We start from the raw sequence: 18,074 nt of genomic DNA on the forward strand, positions 1-18,074 counted from the left end.
CGGCCGTCAGGCGGCTCTCAGGCGGCCTTACCGCCCGAGCGGCTGTCAGGCGACCTTCGCCGCCCGAGTGGCTTTCAGGCGGCCTTGGCCGCCCGGCGGCGCAGCGCGGCGATGACGCCGGCGGCGTCGACCACGCCATACCCGTAGTCGTGGTCATACCCTACGGCACTGCGGTCGTCGGCCGTCCGCCGCAGCAGGGTCCTGAGCTGGGCCGGCGAGAGCGTGGTCGACGGCCATCGGGTGCGGACGGCGGCGACGAGCCCCGCCGCGACGGGACACGCCGCCGAGGTGCCGGAGTCGGGCTCGGTGTCGCCGAGCGCGCCCGAACCGGTGAAGTGGGTGTAGGCGCAGAGGTCCGGCTTGCGCGCGGCCAGCCGCCCGGGGCCCTGGGAGGAGTAGCCGACGCGCGACCCGGCGGTGTCGATCCCCCCGATCGACAGGGCGCGCGGGTGGGAGTTGGCCCCCACGATGGGCCGGTCCGGGTAGGCGCACCTGCTGTCGCGGCACTGCGTGCCGCAGTTGCCCGCGGCGAACAGGATGTCCGCCCCCGCCTCGGCCAGGCTGCCCACGATCAGGTTGAACGGATGGGCGGGATTGTCGGAATAGTTGCCGGGGTGGCCGGGCGGGAAGTCCCAGCGCGGCGAGAACGACCCCCAGCTGTTCGTCACGACGAGCGCCCGGGACTCGGCCGGCTGGGCGTCGAGGACCTCGCGCAGGTGCGCGTACGCGGCGATCGCGTCGGACAGCAGGCCGTCGAGCGTCGACCCGCCCTGCCGCCGCGACAGCAGCACGGGCACGTCCACCAGGGACGCGTTCGGCGCGGCGATGAGCGCGTCGAAGGCGCACATCGAGCCGTGGTCGACGGAGAAAGCCCCCGGTGTCCCTGACACGCTCTTGGGGTTCCAGCTGCGCTCGTGGTCGACGGTGACCTCCCGGCCGCGGGCCGCCGAGACGTACGCCGCGTTGATGCCCGTGTCGATGACCGCGAGGGGGACGCCGGAGCCGTCCAGGCCCTCGGCCGCGAGATCGGGCAGGCGCAGCAGCCGCTCGACGTCGTGCCAGTCGCCCACGGGAGGGTCGCCGGCGCAGGTGAGCGTGGTCTCGATGGCCGGGTCGGCGTACACGGCGACCACGTCGCGGCGGGTCGCCGGCAGCAGCGCGATCCTGCTGGTCAGCTCGTCGTCGGCGATCTCCCCGCGCACCACGACGGACGCGTCCTGCGGCGCCATGGAGAAGACCAGCGGCTGGTTGAGCGAGAGCGGGTCGCCGCCGGGGACCGCGGGCATCGGACGGGGCACGGCCACCGGGGCGTACGCGTGGTCGATGACGATCCCGGGCAGATCGTCGGCCACGTCGGAGGCCGAGGACGGGACCGACGGGTCGGCGACGGCGGCGACCAGATCGGGGGACGGACGCAACTGGATGAGTACGCGCACGACGGGTCCACTTCGTGTGACGGGGTGGATACGTTACGTGACAACCCTGCTGCATGCCAGCGGCGCCGTCCACGGCTTCGCGGGAAATCCTCAGCGGCGCGCGGTCAGAAGCCGCACAGCTCCGCCAGGCTCTTGGCGGCCTTGTCGTTGGGGGTGGGGGTCTTCCTGCCGCCCGCGTCGGCCAGGAGCGGCGTACGGGACGGCGACGGGGTGGACGAGGGGGTGGAGGAGGAGGATGCGCCGGGCGAACCCGAGGCGGACGCGGAGGCCGTGCCGGCCGTGCCCATGGGGGAGGCCGTCGCCGCGATGGGCGCCTGGTCGGCCATGGACTCGCGGATCGCCTTCTTCGTGAGTTCCCTGATCTTGTCCCAGTCCGGGTTGCCGGTGTAGATGAGCGGCGGCACGAACTGGAGACTCGTGATCTTGGCGCTGCGCACCTTCATGCCGAGCGGCACGAGGTGCTCCAGCAGGTCGCGGGGGATGTCGGTGCGGAACATGTGGCGGGCCGCCGTGGCGATCCTGGTGAAGTTCGCGAGGACCTTGGACGGGGTCGCCTGCTGGGCGAGCGCGCCGATGACGCACCGCTGGCGGGACATCCGGGAGAAGTCGTCGCTGTCGACCCGGGAACGGCCGTACCAGAGCACCTCCTCGCCGCTCAGCCTCCGGTAGCCGGCCTTGATGGTGCCGGCCGTGCCGAAGTGGCCGCCCCACTTGATGTCCCGCTCGACCCGGATGTCGAGGCCGCCCAGGGCGTCGATCATGGCCGCGAAGCCGAACATGTCGACCATGGCGTAGTAGTCGATGTGCAGGCCGAGCGTGTAGCCGATGGCGTCCTTCAGCGCCTGCGAGCCCTTGTTCTTGCCCCCCATGACCTGCGGGTTGTTGTCGGCGTAGTACCAGACCGAGTTGAGCAGGCCCTGGCCTTCGTCGTTGAAGCCGTTGGGGAACACCTTGTGCAGGGGACTGGTGGCGGGGAAGCGGACGTACTGCAGGTTGCGCGGCAGGCTGAACAGGACGGTGTTGCCGGTCGCGATGTTCACGCTCGCCACGGTCATCGAGTCGGTGCGCACCCCGACGCGGTTGCCCGCCGCGTCCCCGCCGACCAGCAGGAAGTTGACGCGCTTGCGGCCGTCCCAGGGGTCCTCGGCCCGGATGGGGGAGGGGGTCGTGCCCTCGACCGGGGCCATCACCGCGTCGAGGGTCTGGCTCGCGGTCCTGATGTAGCCCGCGGTGACCGCGAACGGCGCCATCACCGACACGCACAGCACGCCGGCGACGATCCCCGCCACCACCTGCCCGGTCTGCGACAGCCGCTGTGGGCGGAGCGCCACGAAGGACAGGACCACCAGCGCGAACCAGGCGAGCGCGCAGACGGCCGCGCCCACCATGATGGCCGTGAGCGTGCTGGGGCGCACCACCGCGCCCGCGTTCCCCATCAGCCGCAGGCCCACGACCACCAGCGCGACCAGGGCGGCGCCGAACGTCACGAGCAGGGCGATCCCGGTCCGGCGGTGGCCCGCCCGCAGGTGGGCCGCGCCGGGTACCAAGGCCGACAGCGCGGTCCAGCCGATGAGGGAGACAGGGGTCAGCGGCGGCCCGTAGCGCGGCCCACGACCCCGCGGCCTCGGTCGCGGAGCCGGGTGGGAACCGCCGGGGGCGCCAAAAGCTCCGGGGGCTTTGGGGGCTCCAGGGGCCCCGGGGCCTTGGTGAGTTCCGGAGCCTTGGGGAGTTGGGAGGGCTTGGGGGCTTCCCGGGGCGTCCTTCCGGGGCCCTGGGACCGTCTCGTCCTGGGATTCCGGCTCGGCTGCCCGGGGGTCTGGCTGGGGTGCGCGGAAAGCGTCGTTCCGGCGTCTCGGGATGGTGTCGTCGTGACGATCCCCGTGGGTGTCGTCCGGGGAGGAACCGCGAGGGGCCTCGTCGCGGGCCGGCGAGGAGCCGGGCGAGCCCTCACTCAGCGGCGAGGAGCCTTCGCGCGAGGAGCGGGGAGGGCCTTCGCTCGCGCGTGAGGAGCTGGGAGACTCTTCGCGCGACGAGTGTTCGCGCGGGCGGGGGGAGCCGGGAGAGCCTCCGCGTGAGGCCCCGGGGGAGTCCTCGTGGGGTCGCGGCGAACCGGGGGTTCCGCCGCGTGATCGAGGCGGGCCGGGGTTTTCGTCGCGCTCCCCGCTCCCGCCACGCTGACTTTCGCGCCGACGCTTCCGGGAACCCCCGGCCGCGTCAGCGGGACCCCCGCCGCGCATGGCTCACCGCTCTTTCCTCCGTGGCTTGGCTAGGGATTCTAATCACCATATCCGGACAAGGTAGACGTAAACCTGGGGAGAGGAGTCGGGGCCGTCCGTCAGGAGACGGACGAGGAGCCGACTACCCAGGTGTTGCACTGGTAGGCCATCGGCCGGGTGTAGCCCTGGCGGAACCAGGCGGCGTTGCTGCGTGTGTTCCCGTGGTCCCGCGGCCCTCCCGGCGGGTCGCCCAGGTGGCTGTAGGCCCACAGGAGCGTGTTCCGCCGGGTGCCGTCGATGGGATAGCTGGCGGCGACCGACCGCATGAACATGCCGCCGAAGCAGGTGGCCTGCAGTTCGTGCCGCCGGCTGAGCGCCATCTTGCCGCTGCGGGAGCTCGAGTTGATCGTCTGCTGCCACCAGGAGTCGGAGATGCCCGACACGTTCTGGAGGTGATGTCCGTACTCGTGGGCCATCATGCTGATGATGATCCCGTTCCAGGAGCCGAGCGGGCCGTACTCCCGGGCCATCGCCGAGGTGGACGCGTAGATGGTGCTGTTGCTGGGGCAGTAGTAGGGCACGTTGCTGCCCGGCGAGGGGTAGTCGCCGCAGGCGCCCCTGCCCTTCCGGGCGGCGATCATGTAATGCGGGGGAGTCCAGGGGATCCCCGCCCGGGTGAGCGCCGGCGCCCAGGCGTCGCCCATGCACCTTCCCGTCTTCAGGATCAGGGCCTTGAACTGGGCGTGGTTGTAGATACTGGCATTCCCGGCCGGGCAGTTCGTCCTGGTCGGCGAACCGGCGCGGTAGAGGCTGTTGCTCTTGGCCGTACGGTTCAGCGTCGGCGTCGTCGGACGCCTCGTCGCCTGGGACGTCGGCTTCGAGGAGGGCCTGGACGGCGCCGCGGTGTCGTCCTCGCGGGGCTCCCGCGACGGGAGCGGGGGAAGGCTGTAGGTCGGCAGCGCGACCGGAGAGACCGGGTCCTCGGTGCGCGCGACCCGCGCCATCGCGCTCATGACCACGACCAGCACGAACACGAGCGCGAGCATGCCCATCAGCGCGACGATCACCGCTCCGCCGGACGACCTGCGCCGGGGCGGACGCCACGCGGGCGGCGGGTAGGGAGCGGCGGGCCCGCGCGGGGGCGGCGGAGGCTGTGGCGCCCACCGCGGTCCCGGCGGAGGCGGCGGCGCCTGCTGAGGCGGAGCCGCCGGGAAGGGCGCGTGCTGCGGAGCCCCCTGGAAAGGCGCCCCCTGGAAAGGCGCTCCTTGTGCTCCTTGAGGCGGTGCCGTCTGGAAAGAGGCCTGCTGGGGTGGCGGTGGCCCCTGGGCTGGCGCTCCTTGCGGCGGCGCCGCTTGGAAGGGTGCCTGCTGGGGCGGAGCCGCCGGGAACGGTGCTCCTTGGGGCGGTGGGGCCCCCTGGAAGGGTGCCTGTTGGGGCGGCGTGGCCTGGAACGGCCGCTGCTGCGGCGGTGCCGCCGGGAACGCCGCTGCTTGCGGTGATCCCTGGAACGGCGTGCCCTGGGGAGCGGGGTAGTCCTGGGGCGCCGGATAGGAGGGCTGTCCCTGGGGCGGTAATCCCTCTGGCTGGAATCCCTGTGGCGGGCCCTCGAAATGGTGGCCCGCGCCCTGTGGCGGTGGCGGTGGCGCTGTCGAGGGCTGTGGATAGGACGGCGTTCGGGGTGGGTTCCCGTAGGGCTGCTCACCCTGACCGTAGGCGTACGCTCCCGGCCCCTGCCGATCCTGGCCATAGGCATACGCGGCCGGGTCCTGCCGATCCTGGCCATAGGCATGCGCGGCCGGGCCCTGGCCGTAAGCGTGCGCGGCCGGGTTCTGCGGAGGCGCCGGGAAAGAGCCGTTCGGAGGAAATGTGCCGGGGGCCGGGGGCTGCGAGGCCGCGGGATAGGCGACGCCCCGGGGCGGGCCGCCGGCCTGTGGGTGGCCGCCGTACGGGCCGGGCGGGGGATAGGCGCCGGGTGGATAGGCGACCCCCTGATGCGGTCCGCTCTGCGGATGGGGAATGCCGTCGCGCTGTCCGCCTTCCGGATGGGGAATGCCGGGGTGCTGCGGACCGTCCCAATCGCCCGTTCCGGTTGGCCCGGTCCAACCCCCGGGAGGATAGGCCCCGCCGATTTGTGCCCCGGATTCCGGTCCGGGCGTCCAACCAGCTGATTCCTCCGGTTGTGACCCGAAAGGTGGGCCCGAAGGTGGCCCTGAATAGGGAGAAGACCCCCCGGGCGGCTGCTGGGGAGGGTACTGCTGCGCCACGACTTTGCCCCCTTCGTGGATTTGGGGCAGAAGGATACTCGTTTCTCATCCATCACGGATGTAGCAGATACCGGGCACAATCCGTAATCGGCCGACGTGATCTCTGCGATGTTCCGGAATCGCCGGGCTCGTCTGCCCTAGCGTTTTTGGCATGAATCTGCAGCAGCTCCGTTACGTGGTCGCCACTGCGGAGCACCGCACCATGACCGATGCCGCCCGCTCGCTCTATATCGCGCAGCCCGCTCTGTCGCGCGCGATTCGCGACCTGGAACGTGAACTCGGAATGACGCTTTTCGCGCGCTCCGGCCGCGGGGTCGTCGTGACGGCCCAGGGCCGCCGGGTCGTGAAGCTGGCTCGTGAGGCCCTCGACGCGGTGGCCGAGATCGAGGCGCTCGCGACCCAGGGCCACTCCTCCGGGGCCGAGTTACGGATCGCGTCCACTCCGAGCCTGGAGCCCGGCCTCGCCGGGCGCCTGCTGCCCGCGTACGCCGCCGAGCACCCTGGGATAAGGGTGCAGATCGTGCGGTGCGAGGGCCGGGAGGCGGTGGTCAGCGCGGTCCGCGAACAGCGCGCCGACCTCGGCCTGACCGATCTCCCGGTGCCCACCGACCTGGTGAGCCATCCCCTGGAACGCCAGGAGATCGTGCTGATCTCCCCGCCCGGCCTCGACCTGCCCGATCCCCTCCCGGTGACGCGGTTGAACGGCATGCGGCTGGTGCTGCCCGCCCCTGGCAGCCCGCGCCGCAGGGAGTTCGACCAGATCTTCGCCACCCACGGGGTGCGCCCGATCCCGGCCGTCGAGTCCGACGAGCGTCGCGGCTGGCTCCGCGCCGTACGTGAGGGCCGGGCCTCGTTGCTGTGGTACCGGGGCATGGCCGAGCAGGCGGCCAGGGCCGGGCTGGTGGTCCGCTCGCTCGACCCGTCGTTGCGTAAGATCATCGCTGTGGTGCACGCGCGGCGGCGGCTGCCCGCGATGGCGCAGGACTTCCTCGCCCTCGCGGAGGGCGGCTCGGCGGCGTGACCGCGCCTTCTCCTTTGTTTGGATCGTTCCACCTTTCCCGAACAGAGAAGGTGGGGCCCGGCGCCGGCCCGCCGTCGGCGCGGAAGCCGGAGGGCCGGTTTAGTAGGGTGACGGCGATGCCGAACTCGCCGAAACCCGCCGTGGTGCCCGGCCCGCCATCCGTACTGCGCCTGCGCGGCCGTGCCTTCGGTCCCGGCGACTTCGCGGTGATGGCCGTGGTCAACAGGACCCCCGACTCGTTCTACGACAGGGGATCGACCTACGCCTTCTCCGCCGCCGTGGACGCCGCCTCCCGCCTCATCGCGGACGGGGCGGACATCGTGGACATCGGCGGCGTCAAGGCGGGTCCCGGCACGGACGTCGACCCGGCCGAGGAGATCCGCCGGGTGGCCGACGTCGTCGCGGCGGTACGCGAGCGGCACCCCGAAGTGATCATCAGCGTCGACACCTGGCGGTCGGAGGTCGCCAAGGTCGTCGCGGAGGCGGGCGCGGACCTGCTCAACGACACCTGGGGCGGCGTGGACCCCGGCCTCGCGGAGGTCGCGGCGGCGTACGGCGTCGGCCTGGTGTGCGCGCACGCCGGGCGGGTGGAGCCGCGCACCCGGCCGCACCGCATCGCGTACGGCGACGTGGTGGCCGACGTGATCGCCTACACGACGGCGCTCGCGGAGCGGGCGGTCGCGGCGGGGGTCCGCCGCGACGCGATCCTCATCGACCCCGCGCACGACTTCGGCAAGAACACCTGGCACTCGCTGGAGGTCGGCAGGCGGCTCGGCGAGATGACCGCCACGGGCTGGCCGGTGCTCGTCGCCGTCTCCAACAAGGACTTCGTGGGCGAGGCGCTGGGCGGTCTCCCGGTCGGGGAACGGCACGCCGGCACGCTGGCCACGCTCGCGGTGTCCGCGCTGCAGGGCGCGCGGGTCTTCCGCGTCCACGACGCGGCGAGCGCGCGTACGGCTCTCGCCGTGGTCCGCCGCCTCGCCGCCGCCCGCTCCTGAGCCGCCCCGTCCTGAGCGCCTCCGTCCTGAGCCGATCGGCTCACACGGGCGGGGAGTAGGTCACGGACAGGAAGCGGAGCAGGATCGCCTCACGGGTCGCCGCCGGCAACGCGTCGAGAATCGCGTTCACGACCGCCATCTCGGGCGCCTTCTCCGGCGCTTTCCCGGGTGCCGCTCCGGGCTGTGCCGCGGGGCCGGTCCCGTCCGGCAGGCCTAGGGTGATCCCCGCCGACGCGGCCAGCTCGGCGAACGTCGCGTCGTCCAGCGCGTCGAGATCGAGGGACGCGATGAGCTCGGGCAGGCCCTCGGGCACCTCGGCGGGCCCGCGCCGCCGCGCCGCCGCGGCCGCCTCCTCGATCACGTCCAGCATCGCGTCGACCCCCGCCAGCGTCACGCCGGTGACCGTGATGTGGATGTTGGCCGGGATGCCGGCGTACGACAGCTGCGGCTGGAGGAACCAGCCGCGCGTGCGCGCCTCGTCGGCGAGCACGAACACGTCCACCTCCGGCGACCCGGCGATCGCGACCAGCGCGGCCTCCGGCTCGCCCAGCACCCGCAGGCCGGGGATCTTCCGCACGCCCTCCGCCAGCCGCCGGGTCGCCTCCAGCGTCCGGCGGCCCAGCTCCCGGTAGCCCTCCCGGCCGAGGGCCTCCAGGGTGGCCCAGGCCCCGCCGAGCGGCCCGGCGGAGCGTGAGCTCTGCACGGTCGCGTTGACGATCGTGTATCCGGGCCAGGCCGCCGAGGCGAAGTAGGCCCGGCGGCGCAGCTCCGCGTCGCGGAAGAGCAGCACCGACGCCCCCTTCGGCGCGTACCCGAACTTGTGCAGGTCGCAGGAGATCGAGGTGACGCCGGGCACGGCCAGGTCGAAGGGCGGGATCTCGGCCCCCGCCTCGCGCAGCCACGGCAGCAGCCATCCGCCGACGCAGGCGTCCACGTGGCACAGCACGCCGCGCGAGGCGGCCAGCGCGGCGATCTCGCCGACGGGATCGACCACGCCCTGGGGATAGGACGGCGCCGAGACCACGGCCAGCGCCGTGCGCTCGTCCAGCGCGTCCTCGAACGCCGGCACGGAGGCGCGGTAGGTGATCGGGTCCACCGGCACCGGCACGACCTCCATGCCGAGGTAGTGCGCGGCCTTGTGGAACGCGGGGTGGGCCGTCACGGGCAGCACGACCCGGGTGGCGCCGGGGCGGGCGTCGCGGGCCGCCTTCACCGCCAGCATGATCGACTCGGTGCCGCCGCTGGTGAAGATCCCGGGCGCGCCGGGCCGTCCGAGCATCTCGGCGACCGCCCCGACCACCCGCCGCTCCAGCGTGACCATGCTGGGGAAGGCCGTCGGGTCGAGCATGTTGACCTCGAGCATCTCCGCGTACGCCAGGTGCGCCGCCTCGTGCACCTCCGGCAGGCCGGTGTCGTAGACGTAGGCCGTCACCTTGCCGCCGCGGACCGGCAGGTCGGCGGCCCTGAGCGCGGTCAGTTCGGCGAGCAGTTCGGCGGCGGGCCTGCCGTGGTCGGGAAGCATCGGTCTCCTATCGGGCGGGCAACACGGGCGGGTCTCAACGTGCCAGGGGGAGCCGCACGACGGCACGCAGTCCGGGGGAGGCGTCCTCCAGGTGGACCGTACCGCCGTGGGCCTCGACCGTGGTGCGCACGATCGCGAGACCGAGCCCCGCGCCGCCGTCGTCGCGGCTGCGCGCGTCGTCGAGCCGGGTGAACCGGTCGAACACCCGCTCCCGGTCCTCGGGCGGGATGCCCGGCCCGTCGTCGGTGACGGTCAGTTCGGCGACGCCCGCTCCCGCGGCTCCTCCGGTCCGTACGCCGATCCGGACCGCCGAGGCCGCGTGGCGCAGCGCGTTGTCGACCAGGTTGGTGAGCACCCGACGCAGGTCCAGCGCGTCGCCGAGCACCACGGGCGGCGGGCCGGGCGCGAGGTCCGAGCCATCGCCGGAGCCATCGCCGGAGCCCAGGTCGAGGCCGAGGTCGTACCGCTCGGCGGTGCGGCGGGCCAGGTCGCCGAGGTCGACGGGCTCCCGCCGGCTCAGCCGGCCCTCGTCGAGCCGGGCCAGGGCGAGCAGGTCCTCGGCGAGCCGGGACAGCCGGAGGGTCTCCTCCAGCACGCCCTCCGCCGTCTCGTTCCAGTCCTGCCCCTCCGGATGGCTGAGCGCCACCTCCAGCTGCAGCCGGATGCTCGCGAGCGGGCTGCGCAGCTCGTGCGCGGCGTCGGAGACCAGCGCCCGCTGACGGGCTTCCGCCTCCTCCAGCCGGCCGAGCATGTCGTTGAGGGTCGTGGCGAGCGCGTGCACCTCGTCACGCGCCTCGGGCACCGGCAGCCGCCGCGAGCGCGCCGTGCCGCCCACCGCGGCGGCGCCCCGCCGCAGCGACGTGATCGGCCGTAGCGTGCGCCCGATGACCAGCCACGAGGCCGCCGCGAGCAGCGCGAGCAGGAGCGGCATCCCGGCCAGCAGCACGTGCCCGGTGGTCACCAGACTGCTCTCCACCTCGGTGAACGACCGCGCCACGATCACCGTGACGCCGTGGTCCGCGCTGAGCACCCGCACCCGCAGCGGTCCCGGCAGCGCGTAGGGCCGGCCGTTCACGAACTGGGGGGCGCCGGTGCGCACGGCCGACTCCCGCGCCCGCGCCGGCAGCAGCGGGACCAGGCGGTCGGTGTCCGAGGTGGCGTCGACGATCCGCCCGTCCGGGCCGAGCACCTGGACGATCGTGTTGTTCACCGAGGTCACCGGGTCGGGCAGCCGGCCGGCGTCGGACAGCGCGACGATCTCGCGGCCCCGCTGGTAGACCTGGTCGTCGATGTTCCGGATCAGGGACTCGCCGAGCACCATGACGAACACGTACGCCGACACGGCGAGGGCGAGCGCCAGCACGGCGGTCGCGGTGGCGGTGAGCCGGAACCGCAGGCTCCGCCGCCGCCACCACGCGACCGGCCCGCCCGTCCGCCGGGGTTCCCCGGGTCGCGCCAGCTCGGATTCCCCGGGTCGCGCGGGCTCCCGTTCCCCCGGCTGGGCGGCGGCGACCGGCGTCGCCGCGGCGAACGGGCCGGGTGCGAGCGGGTGCGGGTGCGCGGATGGATCGGGCACGGTCAGCCGCCGTCGCCGGAGAGCCGGTATCCGGCCCCGCGCACCGTCTGGAGGGCGGTGCGGCCGAAGGGCGCGTCGATCTTCCGGCGGAGATAGCCGACGTACACCTCGACCACGTTCGGATCGGTGTCGTAGGTGTCCCACACGTGCTCCAGGATCTCCGGCTTCGACACCACCTCGCCCGGCCGCCGCATCAGGTATTCCAGCAGGGCGAACTCCCGGGGCGTCAGCTCGACCGGGGTGTCGCCCCGGGTGACCAGCCGGACCGCCGGGTCGAGTGACAGGTCGCCCGCGCGCAGCACCGCGGGCCTGCGCCCCCCGCCGCGGCGCAGCAGCGCCCGGATCCGGGCGACCAGCACCACGTAGGAGAACGGCTTGGTGAGATAGTCGTCGGCGCCGAGGTCGAGCCCGTCGGCCATGTCGTACTCGCCGTCCTTGGCCGACAGCATGAGGATCGGCACCCAGTTCTCCTCGGCGCGCAGCTGCTTGCACACGTTGTAGCCGGACATGCCGGGCAGCATGATGTCGAGCACCACCACGTCGTAGTCGCCGGCGCGGGCGAGGTGCAGGCCCTCGTTCCCGTCGTGCGCCAGGTCGACGGCGAATCCCTCCGCCTGCAGCCCGCGACGCAGCGCCACCGCCATCCGCCGCTCGTCCTCCACCACCAGAACCCGCATTGCCCCATAGTGGACCCTTTTGCCCTCTGGGGTCGGACGGCCCCTGAGAAGGCTCTCAGCCGGTCTCAGCGTCGGCTCAGGGGCCCTCAGGCAGTCTCGGGTTGTCAGGTTTTCCGCCCATAGTGGGAGATGTGAGATGGCGAAGAGAGTCCGCGTCGTGAGGTGGGGCATTCCGGTGGCGGCGGTGGCCGTGGTGGCCGCGGCCGTGGGGGCCGGTCCGGTGATCGCGGCGGTGGGCGGCGAGCCGTCCCTGCCCGACAAGACGGCGGAGCAGTTGCTGGCCGACGTGGCGCGCACCTGGCAGCACGGCCCGATGCCGCAGATGTCCGGCACGATCGTCGAGACCGCGTCGCTCGGCCTGCCCACGCTGCCCGGCCTGTCCGGGCCGGGGCCGTCCGGGGCCACGCCGGTGTCCCTGTTGTCCGGGTCGCACCAGCTCAAGATCTGGTACGCGGGGGAGAATCGGTTCCGCCTCATGCTGCCGGGGGAGATGAGCGAGACCGACCTCATCGCCGACGGCGACAAGGTGTGGTTCTGGGACAGCGCCGCCAACAAGGCGACCCGCCTCACCGCCCCGGCGGCCCCCGGCGGGACGGCCACCCCCTTCCCGTTGCCGTCCGGCCCCGCCTCGATGCCGGCGACGCCGGAGCAGGCCGCGCGGGAGGTGCTCAAGGCGGCCGGGACCGACACCGCGATCAGCGTCGGCGACGACGTCACGGTCGCCGGGCGGGGGGCCTACCAGCTGGTGCTGACCCCGAAGTCGTCCGATTCGCTGATCAGGGACGTCCGGGTGGCCCTCGACGGTGAGAGGCTGATGCCGCTGCGCGTCCAGGTGTACGCCAAGGGGGCCGCCGAGCCGGCGTTCGAGGTCGGCTTCGAGACGCTGTCCTTCACCAGCCCCGCCCCGGAGAACTTCGCCTTCACCCCGCCGCCGGGGGCGAAGGTCGAGCAGGGGGTGGACGTCCCCGGTGCGGACCGCCGTCCCGAGACGGCCCCGGGCGCACCTGACGGCGCCCACGACGGGACGCGCGTCGTCGGCTCGGGCTGGGACAGGGTGCTCGTCGCGCCTCTGCCCGCCGCCGCCGAGGGGAAGCAGGACGAGGGGAAGCAGAACGAGCGGAAGGGCGACGGGCCCGACGTGGCGGCGCTGCTCGGCGGCGTCCGCTCCGCGGCGACGCCGGTGAGCGGGGAGTGGGGCAGCGGCCGGCTGCTGCGCACCAAAGTCGTGTCGATCCTGCTCACCGACGACGGCCGCCTCCTGGCCGGCGCGGTGACGCCGGAGGCCCTCTACCGGGCGGCCCGGTGACGGTGGGCACGCGCGCGGGGGCGCCGCGGCAGGACGCGGCGGCGCCCCCGCCCTCTCCGGAGGGCGGCGCGCACGCCGTCGTCACCACCGGCCTCACCAAACGCTTCCGGGGCGGTCAGCTCGCCGTCGACGGCGTCGGCCTCGCCGTGCCACGCGGATCGGTCTACGGTTTCCTCGGTCCCAACGGCTCGGGCAAGACGACGACGATCCGCATGCTGCTCGGCCTGGTGACCCCGACCTCCGGCTCCTGGTCGTTGCTCGGGGCACCCATGCCCGGCGGCCTGGCCCGTACCCTGCCGAGGGTCGGCGCGCTGGTCGAGGGCCCGGCCTTCTACCCGTACCTGTCCGGAGAGGCGAACCTGCGCCGCTTCGACGCGGCCGACCCCGGCGCGGACCCCCGTACGGCGCGGGCCAGGATCGGCGCCGCGCTGGACCGGGTCGGGCTGACGGCGGCGGCCGGCAAGCGCTACCGCGCCTACTCCCTCGGGATGCGCCAGCGCCTGGCCATCGCCGCCGCGTTGCTCGGGCCGCGGGAGCTGCTGGTGCTCGACGAGCCGACCAACGGTCTCGACCCGCAGGGCACCCGCGAGGTCCGCGCGCTGATCAAGGAGATCGCGGGGGACGGCACGACGGTCTTCGTCTCCTCCCACCTGCTGGGGGAGGTCGAGCAGATGTGCGGCCACGTGGGAGTCATGCGGGCCGGGAGGCTCGTCGCGCAGGGCCCGGTCGCCGCCCTGCGCGAGGCGGGCGCGGCCCCGCGCCTGCGCGTGGAGACCCCGGACGTCGCCGCGGCGGCGGCCGCGCTGTCGCGCGCCGGGCTGGACGGCGTTCGACCCGGGGACGGCGAGGTCACGGCGCACGCCGGGGAGCAGCCGCCCGAGCGGATCTGCGCGCTGCTGGTCGGAGAGGGCGTGGCGGTGCGGGGGTTCGGGGTGGTCCGTCCCACGCTGGAGGAAATCTTCGTCGGGCTGACGGGGGAGGGGTTCGATGTCGAGGCATGAGACGGGCGCGGCCGCGCCGGAGGCCCGGCCGGCGGAGGAGCGGACGCCGCCCGGCGAGGCCACGTCCCGTACGCCGGACGGCGCGCCGGGCACCAGGCCGGGAACGGCGTTGGACGGCGCGCCGGGCGCCAAGCCCGGAACGGCGTTGGACGATGGGCCGGGCACCAGGCCCGGAACAGCGTTGGACGATGGGCCGGGGACGGCGTTGGACGGCGGGCAGGGCGATGAGTTGGGCGGCGCGCCGGAATCGGGGGCCGCGCCGCCACCGTCGTCCGTGCGGCAGGTGGCGCGGCTGCTGGCCTCCGAGGCCGGGCTGACGTTCCGCCGGCCGCGCAACCTCGCGATGCTCGGTGTGCTCGCGGTCGTGCCGGTGCTGGTCGGCGTGGCGGTACGCCTCGCGTCGGGCGACACGGGAGGCTCGATCATCGGCGAGATCGCGGGCAACGGGCTGATGCTGACGTTCGCCGCGTTCGCCGTCATGACGCCGATCGTGCTGCCGCTCACGGTGGCGGTCGTGGCGGGTGACGCCGTGGCGGGCGAGGCCGCGCAGGGCACGCTGCGTTACCTGCTCGTCGCCCCAGTAGGCCGGGCCAGGCTGCTCGCGCTCAAGTACGCCAACGTGGTGCTCTTCTGCCTCGCGGCGTGCGCGGTGGTGGCGCTGTCGGCGCTGGCGGTGGGGCTGGCGTTGTTCCCGGCCGGGCCGGTGACGCTGCTGTCGGGTACGACGGTCCCGGCGTCCGCCGCCCTGCTGCGCATCGGGATCGTCGTCCTGTACGCCGCCGCCGGGATGGCGGCACTCGGCGCCGTCGCGCTCGCGGTCTCCACCCTCACCGAGGCGCCGATCGGCGCGGTCGCTGCGAGCGTCGTCCTGGTGGTGGTCAGCCAGGTCCTGAGCGCGATCCCGCAGCTCGCGGCCGTACGGCCGTACCTGCTCACCACGTGGTGGACCGCCTTCGACGGCGCTCTGCGGGCGCCGGTCGACGTCGACCGGATGGGCCAGGGGCTGCTGGCGTTCGCCGCCTACGTCCTGGTGTTCGGCTCGATCGCCTGGGCGCGCTTCACGAGCAAGGACGTCACCGCCTGACCGGAGTCACGGCGACGGGACGAGCACGAGTCCGGCGGATCGGTGGATCGGCGGAGTAAGTGGATCACAAGTGGTGACCTTCACCGGTCTTTGTCGCTAGTGTTGCCGCGGACCTCTCACCCAAGGTGGTGTTCATGCGGCACTTCTTCGGGCTGCTCCTGGGCGTTGTCGTCGCGGCGGCTCTTCTCGTCGGTGGTGGATGGGCGTCTCAGGAGGCGGTGCGAGGGGCCGTGCAGAACGTGGACCCGGTGAGGGACACCCGGATGCTGATCGCCCTGGGCGTGATGGTCGTCGTGGGCCTGCTGCTCGGGCTCGTGCTGGTCACCCGGGTGTCGCCGCTGTCGACGTTCGTCCCGTCGATGGCGCTGCTGGCGTGGACCGTGGTCTATCTCCTCGACGTCTCACGCGCCGCGAGCCTGGTGCCCACCGGGCCCTCCGTGCACGCGGAGCTGCTGCAGGCCGGCCGGGGCGCGCTCACCCTTCTCTCGACCGGCGTGTACGCCCTGCTCGGCATCGCGTTGTTCCTCCCGGTGCTCATGCCGTCCCGCTGGTCCCGCCCCGAACGGGACGACGAGGAGGAGTACGAGGAGACCCTCGGCTACTGATCGCGGGGGAGTTCCTTGACGGATCACCCCCTGGGCCGGGCCGTGATTTTGGGAAGGCTTTACCCGGCACGCGTGAAGCCCGGCGATTGAGGGCCTGAGCGTGGGGCAGCGGAGCCTTTTGTGATCTTTACATGGGAAACCCATGACCTGCGGGTGTTACCGTGTCGTAACATCGTCGTAAGGAGGATGAAACTTACCGACCGGTAGAACAGATTACCTAACTGGGAATATCCCTTTTAGGGGGCTTGCATGACACATGAGCTTAATGTTGATGTTCGTCCGGAATATCCGGTCAGTTGGCAGGCGGCCGCGATCAACGGCGTCCTCCGTGGCACCATGAAACCGATCTCGGCCCTGCTGGTCCGCAACAACCCGGGGATGGCGGTGGCCAGCCGGCTGATGTGCCTGGGTGAGCGCGTTCCCGGCATTCTGCCCGGCCATGTGTCCGTCACCCCGGACGGCTTCGGCTCGTGCACCGGAGAGTGGGTGCACGGCGGGCCGTACCTGGACGAGCGGAAGGTGGTGCTCTACTTCCACGGCGGAGCCTACTTCGTCTGCTCCCCGGCCACCCACCGCCCGATCACCTGGCGGCTGTCGGCCGCCGCGGGCAGCCCGGTCTTCTCCCTCGACTACCGCCAGGGGCCCGTCCACTCCCTCGCCGAGTCGCTGGCCGACGCGCTCGAGGCGTACGAGTCCCTGCTCGACCTCGGGTACGCCGCCAAGGACATCCTGCTGGCCGGAGACTCCGCCGGGGGCCACCTCACCCTCGCGACTCTGCTGGCCCTGCGCGACCGGGACATGCCCCTGCCCGCCGCCGGTGTGTGCGTCTCCCCCTGGACCGACCTCAGCGAGAGCCGCCGCCGCGTCAACGTATGGTCCGACCCCATGCTCCCCGCGAGCCGCGTCGACTGGCTGGCCCGCCGCTGGACCGACGGCCTCGACTGCCACGACCCCCTCGTGTCCCCCGTGTACGGCGACTACACCGGCATCCCCCCGCTGATGATCGTCACTGGCTCCACCGAGGTCCTGCGCGACGAGGCCCGCCGCGTCGCCCTCAGCGCCAGGGAGAACGGCGTGCAGGTGACCTACGAGGAGTGGACCCGCATGCCGCACATCTTCCCCCTCCTCGCCGACGTCCTCCCCGAAGGCCGCCTGTTCTTCGAGCACGTCTCCCGCTTCCTCGGCGCCGTCCGCGACCACCGCGCCACCACCGCCGCCGAGGCCGCCTGACGGGCCAGGGATCAGGGGCCCCAGTGGTCGTACAGGTACGCGTGCCGTTGACGTCCGGAAGGCCGTCGTAGTCATTCCCGGTTGTCCGAGCCGTGCCCCTCCCCCGATGATCAGTACATCGGGTGAGGCGCGCCGAAGGGCAACGATGAAGGCATTCCTGGTTTTCCTGTGCGTCGCCGCGGTGGGCGCGTTCGCCGCGGTCCTCCTGTTGTTACGAAGCTCGGAGGACAGTGGCCGGGAGCCCGTCGCCTCAGGTTCCAGCGTCACGGCGGCGGCCTCACCCGTGACCCCGAAGAGCGTGCCGACCCCGAAGAGCGTGCTGCTCGATGCCGAGGGCGCCGTCATCGAGGAGTTCGCCGGCGACTGCGTGGGCAGCGCGCACCCCTACCTCTGCCGGTACGTCAGCGAGCGGCTTCTCGCCGAGGATCCGCGGCTGCTCACCCGCGACGGCCTGACGATTCGTACGACGATCGACCAGCGGCTCCAGCGGGCGGCCCAGCAGGCCGTCGACGCGTACGTCGATCGCGACGATCCACAGCTCGCCACGCAGGTGCTGATCCGACGGAAAACCGCTCCGGGAGATAGAGCCGTTCACGCTGGGTACCACCGAGGCCGATCCCGTCTCGGTGGCCAACTCCTACGCAAGCCTCGCCGCTCGTGGCCGCTTCTGCGAGCCGATGGTGATCACGGAGATCCGTGACGGCTCGGGCACCACGCGCTCCTTCCCGCCGCGGTGCCGGCAGGTCCTGGACGCGGCGGTCGCCGACGCGGTCACCGAAGTGCTGTCGGATGTCCTGGTGAAGAGCACGCTCAAGGGCATCGGCCGCGAGGCGGCGGGCATGCCCGGCGAGGGCGACATGCACCGCTCCGCCTGGTACGCCGGTTACACCCCCGACCTGGCCTTGGCCGTCAGCCTCGGCGACCCTCGCGGCGCTACCCGGTACCCCCTGGTCGACGTCACCATGGGCGGCCACCGCTATCGGCAGGTGGACGGTACGTCGGTTCCCGGCCTGATCTGGAAGCAGGCGATGACCGAGGCGACGCGGGGGACCCGGGAGACCCGCTTCACCCGCCCGGACATGCGGCGCTTCGGCGGCTGCCACGACGCCTGCCCGAACTGACTGCCACCCGGGCCGCG

Annotated in this window: 15 protein-coding genes; 9 read left to right on the top strand and 6 right to left on the bottom strand. The window is 73.0% G+C overall.

Annotated elements, in window-relative coordinates:
- Nucleotides 1–74: 74 nt before the first annotated feature.
- From F5972_RS19505 to F5972_RS19515, 3 genes are all read right to left on the bottom strand, one after another.
- A complete protein-coding gene (locus tag F5972_RS19505; protein ID WP_150934964.1) occupies nucleotides 75–1,436 on the bottom strand; it encodes a S8 family peptidase in 1,362 nt (453 codons plus the stop codon).
- A 104-nt stretch (nucleotides 1,437–1,540) separates the two neighbouring features.
- Nucleotides 1,541–2,983, bottom strand: coding sequence for an LCP family protein (locus F5972_RS19510; protein ID WP_225311649.1), 1,443 nt, complete (start codon nucleotides 2,981–2,983; stop codon nucleotides 1,541–1,543).
- A 788-nt stretch (nucleotides 2,984–3,771) separates the two neighbouring features.
- On the bottom strand, nucleotides 3,772–4,719 hold the full coding sequence (locus F5972_RS19515) for a neutral zinc metallopeptidase (protein ID WP_225311650.1): 948 nt from the start codon (nucleotides 4,717–4,719) through the stop codon (nucleotides 3,772–3,774).
- Nucleotides 4,720–6,067: 1,348 nt separating this feature from the next.
- On the opposite strand from F5972_RS19515, the gene F5972_RS19520 reads away from it, so the two are divergent.
- Nucleotides 6,068–6,937, top strand: a complete 870-nt coding sequence (locus F5972_RS19520) for a LysR family transcriptional regulator (RefSeq protein ID WP_150934966.1) — start codon at nucleotides 6,068–6,070, stop codon at nucleotides 6,935–6,937.
- A 116-nt stretch (nucleotides 6,938–7,053) separates the two neighbouring features.
- On the top strand, nucleotides 7,054–7,935 hold the full coding sequence (folP, locus tag F5972_RS19525) for a dihydropteroate synthase (RefSeq protein WP_150934967.1): 882 nt from the start codon (nucleotides 7,054–7,056) through the stop codon (nucleotides 7,933–7,935).
- 40 nt (nucleotides 7,936–7,975) lie between these two features.
- On the opposite strand, the gene F5972_RS19530 is transcribed toward folP, so the two are convergent.
- The 3 genes from F5972_RS19530 to F5972_RS19540 are packed head-to-tail and all read right to left on the bottom strand — an operon-like array spanning nucleotide 7,976 to nucleotide 11,710.
- Nucleotides 7,976–9,457, bottom strand: a complete 1,482-nt coding sequence (locus F5972_RS19530; RefSeq protein ID WP_150934968.1) for a pyridoxal phosphate-dependent decarboxylase family protein — start codon at nucleotides 9,455–9,457, stop codon at nucleotides 7,976–7,978.
- Between the two features lie 34 nt (nucleotides 9,458–9,491).
- A complete protein-coding gene (locus F5972_RS19535) occupies nucleotides 9,492–11,033 on the bottom strand; it encodes a sensor histidine kinase (protein ID WP_225311651.1) in 1,542 nt (513 codons plus the stop codon).
- A gap of 2 nt (nucleotides 11,034–11,035) precedes the next feature.
- A complete protein-coding gene (locus F5972_RS19540) occupies nucleotides 11,036–11,710 on the bottom strand; it encodes a response regulator transcription factor (RefSeq protein WP_150934969.1) in 675 nt (224 codons plus the stop codon).
- Between the two features lie 136 nt (nucleotides 11,711–11,846).
- Here F5972_RS19540 and F5972_RS37345 point away from each other — a divergent pair, with 136 nt between their 5' ends.
- The 7 genes from F5972_RS37345 (at nucleotide 11,847) to F5972_RS19575 (ending at nucleotide 18,057) form a co-directional block, all read left to right on the top strand.
- Nucleotides 11,847–13,016 (top strand): LolA family protein, encoded by a 1,170-nt coding sequence (locus tag F5972_RS37345; protein ID WP_191910214.1) that lies wholly within the window; start codon nucleotides 11,847–11,849, stop codon nucleotides 13,014–13,016.
- Entirely contained in the window at nucleotides 13,013–14,017 is a 1,005-nt protein-coding gene (locus F5972_RS19550) for an ABC transporter ATP-binding protein (RefSeq protein ID WP_191910215.1), read from the top strand. The genes F5972_RS37345 and F5972_RS19550 overlap by 4 nt, the downstream gene beginning before the upstream one ends.
- Nucleotides 14,004–15,101, top strand: coding sequence for an ABC transporter permease subunit (locus F5972_RS19555; protein WP_150934970.1), 1,098 nt, complete (start codon nucleotides 14,004–14,006; stop codon nucleotides 15,099–15,101). The genes F5972_RS19550 and F5972_RS19555 overlap by 14 nt, the downstream gene beginning before the upstream one ends.
- A gap of 134 nt (nucleotides 15,102–15,235) precedes the next feature.
- Nucleotides 15,236–15,706, top strand: a complete 471-nt coding sequence (locus tag F5972_RS19560; RefSeq protein WP_150934971.1) for a hypothetical protein — start codon at nucleotides 15,236–15,238, stop codon at nucleotides 15,704–15,706.
- Nucleotides 15,707–16,042: 336 nt separating this feature from the next.
- Nucleotides 16,043–16,936, top strand: coding sequence for an alpha/beta hydrolase (locus F5972_RS19565; protein WP_225311652.1), 894 nt, complete (start codon nucleotides 16,043–16,045; stop codon nucleotides 16,934–16,936).
- A 145-nt stretch (nucleotides 16,937–17,081) separates the two neighbouring features.
- Nucleotides 17,082–17,636, top strand: a complete 555-nt coding sequence (locus F5972_RS19570; protein WP_150934973.1) for a hypothetical protein — start codon at nucleotides 17,082–17,084, stop codon at nucleotides 17,634–17,636.
- Nucleotides 17,614–18,057 (top strand): hypothetical protein, encoded by a 444-nt coding sequence (locus F5972_RS19575; protein WP_150934974.1) that lies wholly within the window; start codon nucleotides 17,614–17,616, stop codon nucleotides 18,055–18,057. The genes F5972_RS19570 and F5972_RS19575 overlap by 23 nt, the downstream gene beginning before the upstream one ends.
- Nucleotides 18,058–18,074 lie beyond the last annotated feature (17 nt).

Source organism: Microbispora cellulosiformans (genome assembly GCF_008728085.1).
GTDB classification, from domain to species: Bacteria; Actinomycetota; Actinomycetes; order Streptosporangiales; family Streptosporangiaceae; genus Microbispora; species Microbispora amethystogenes.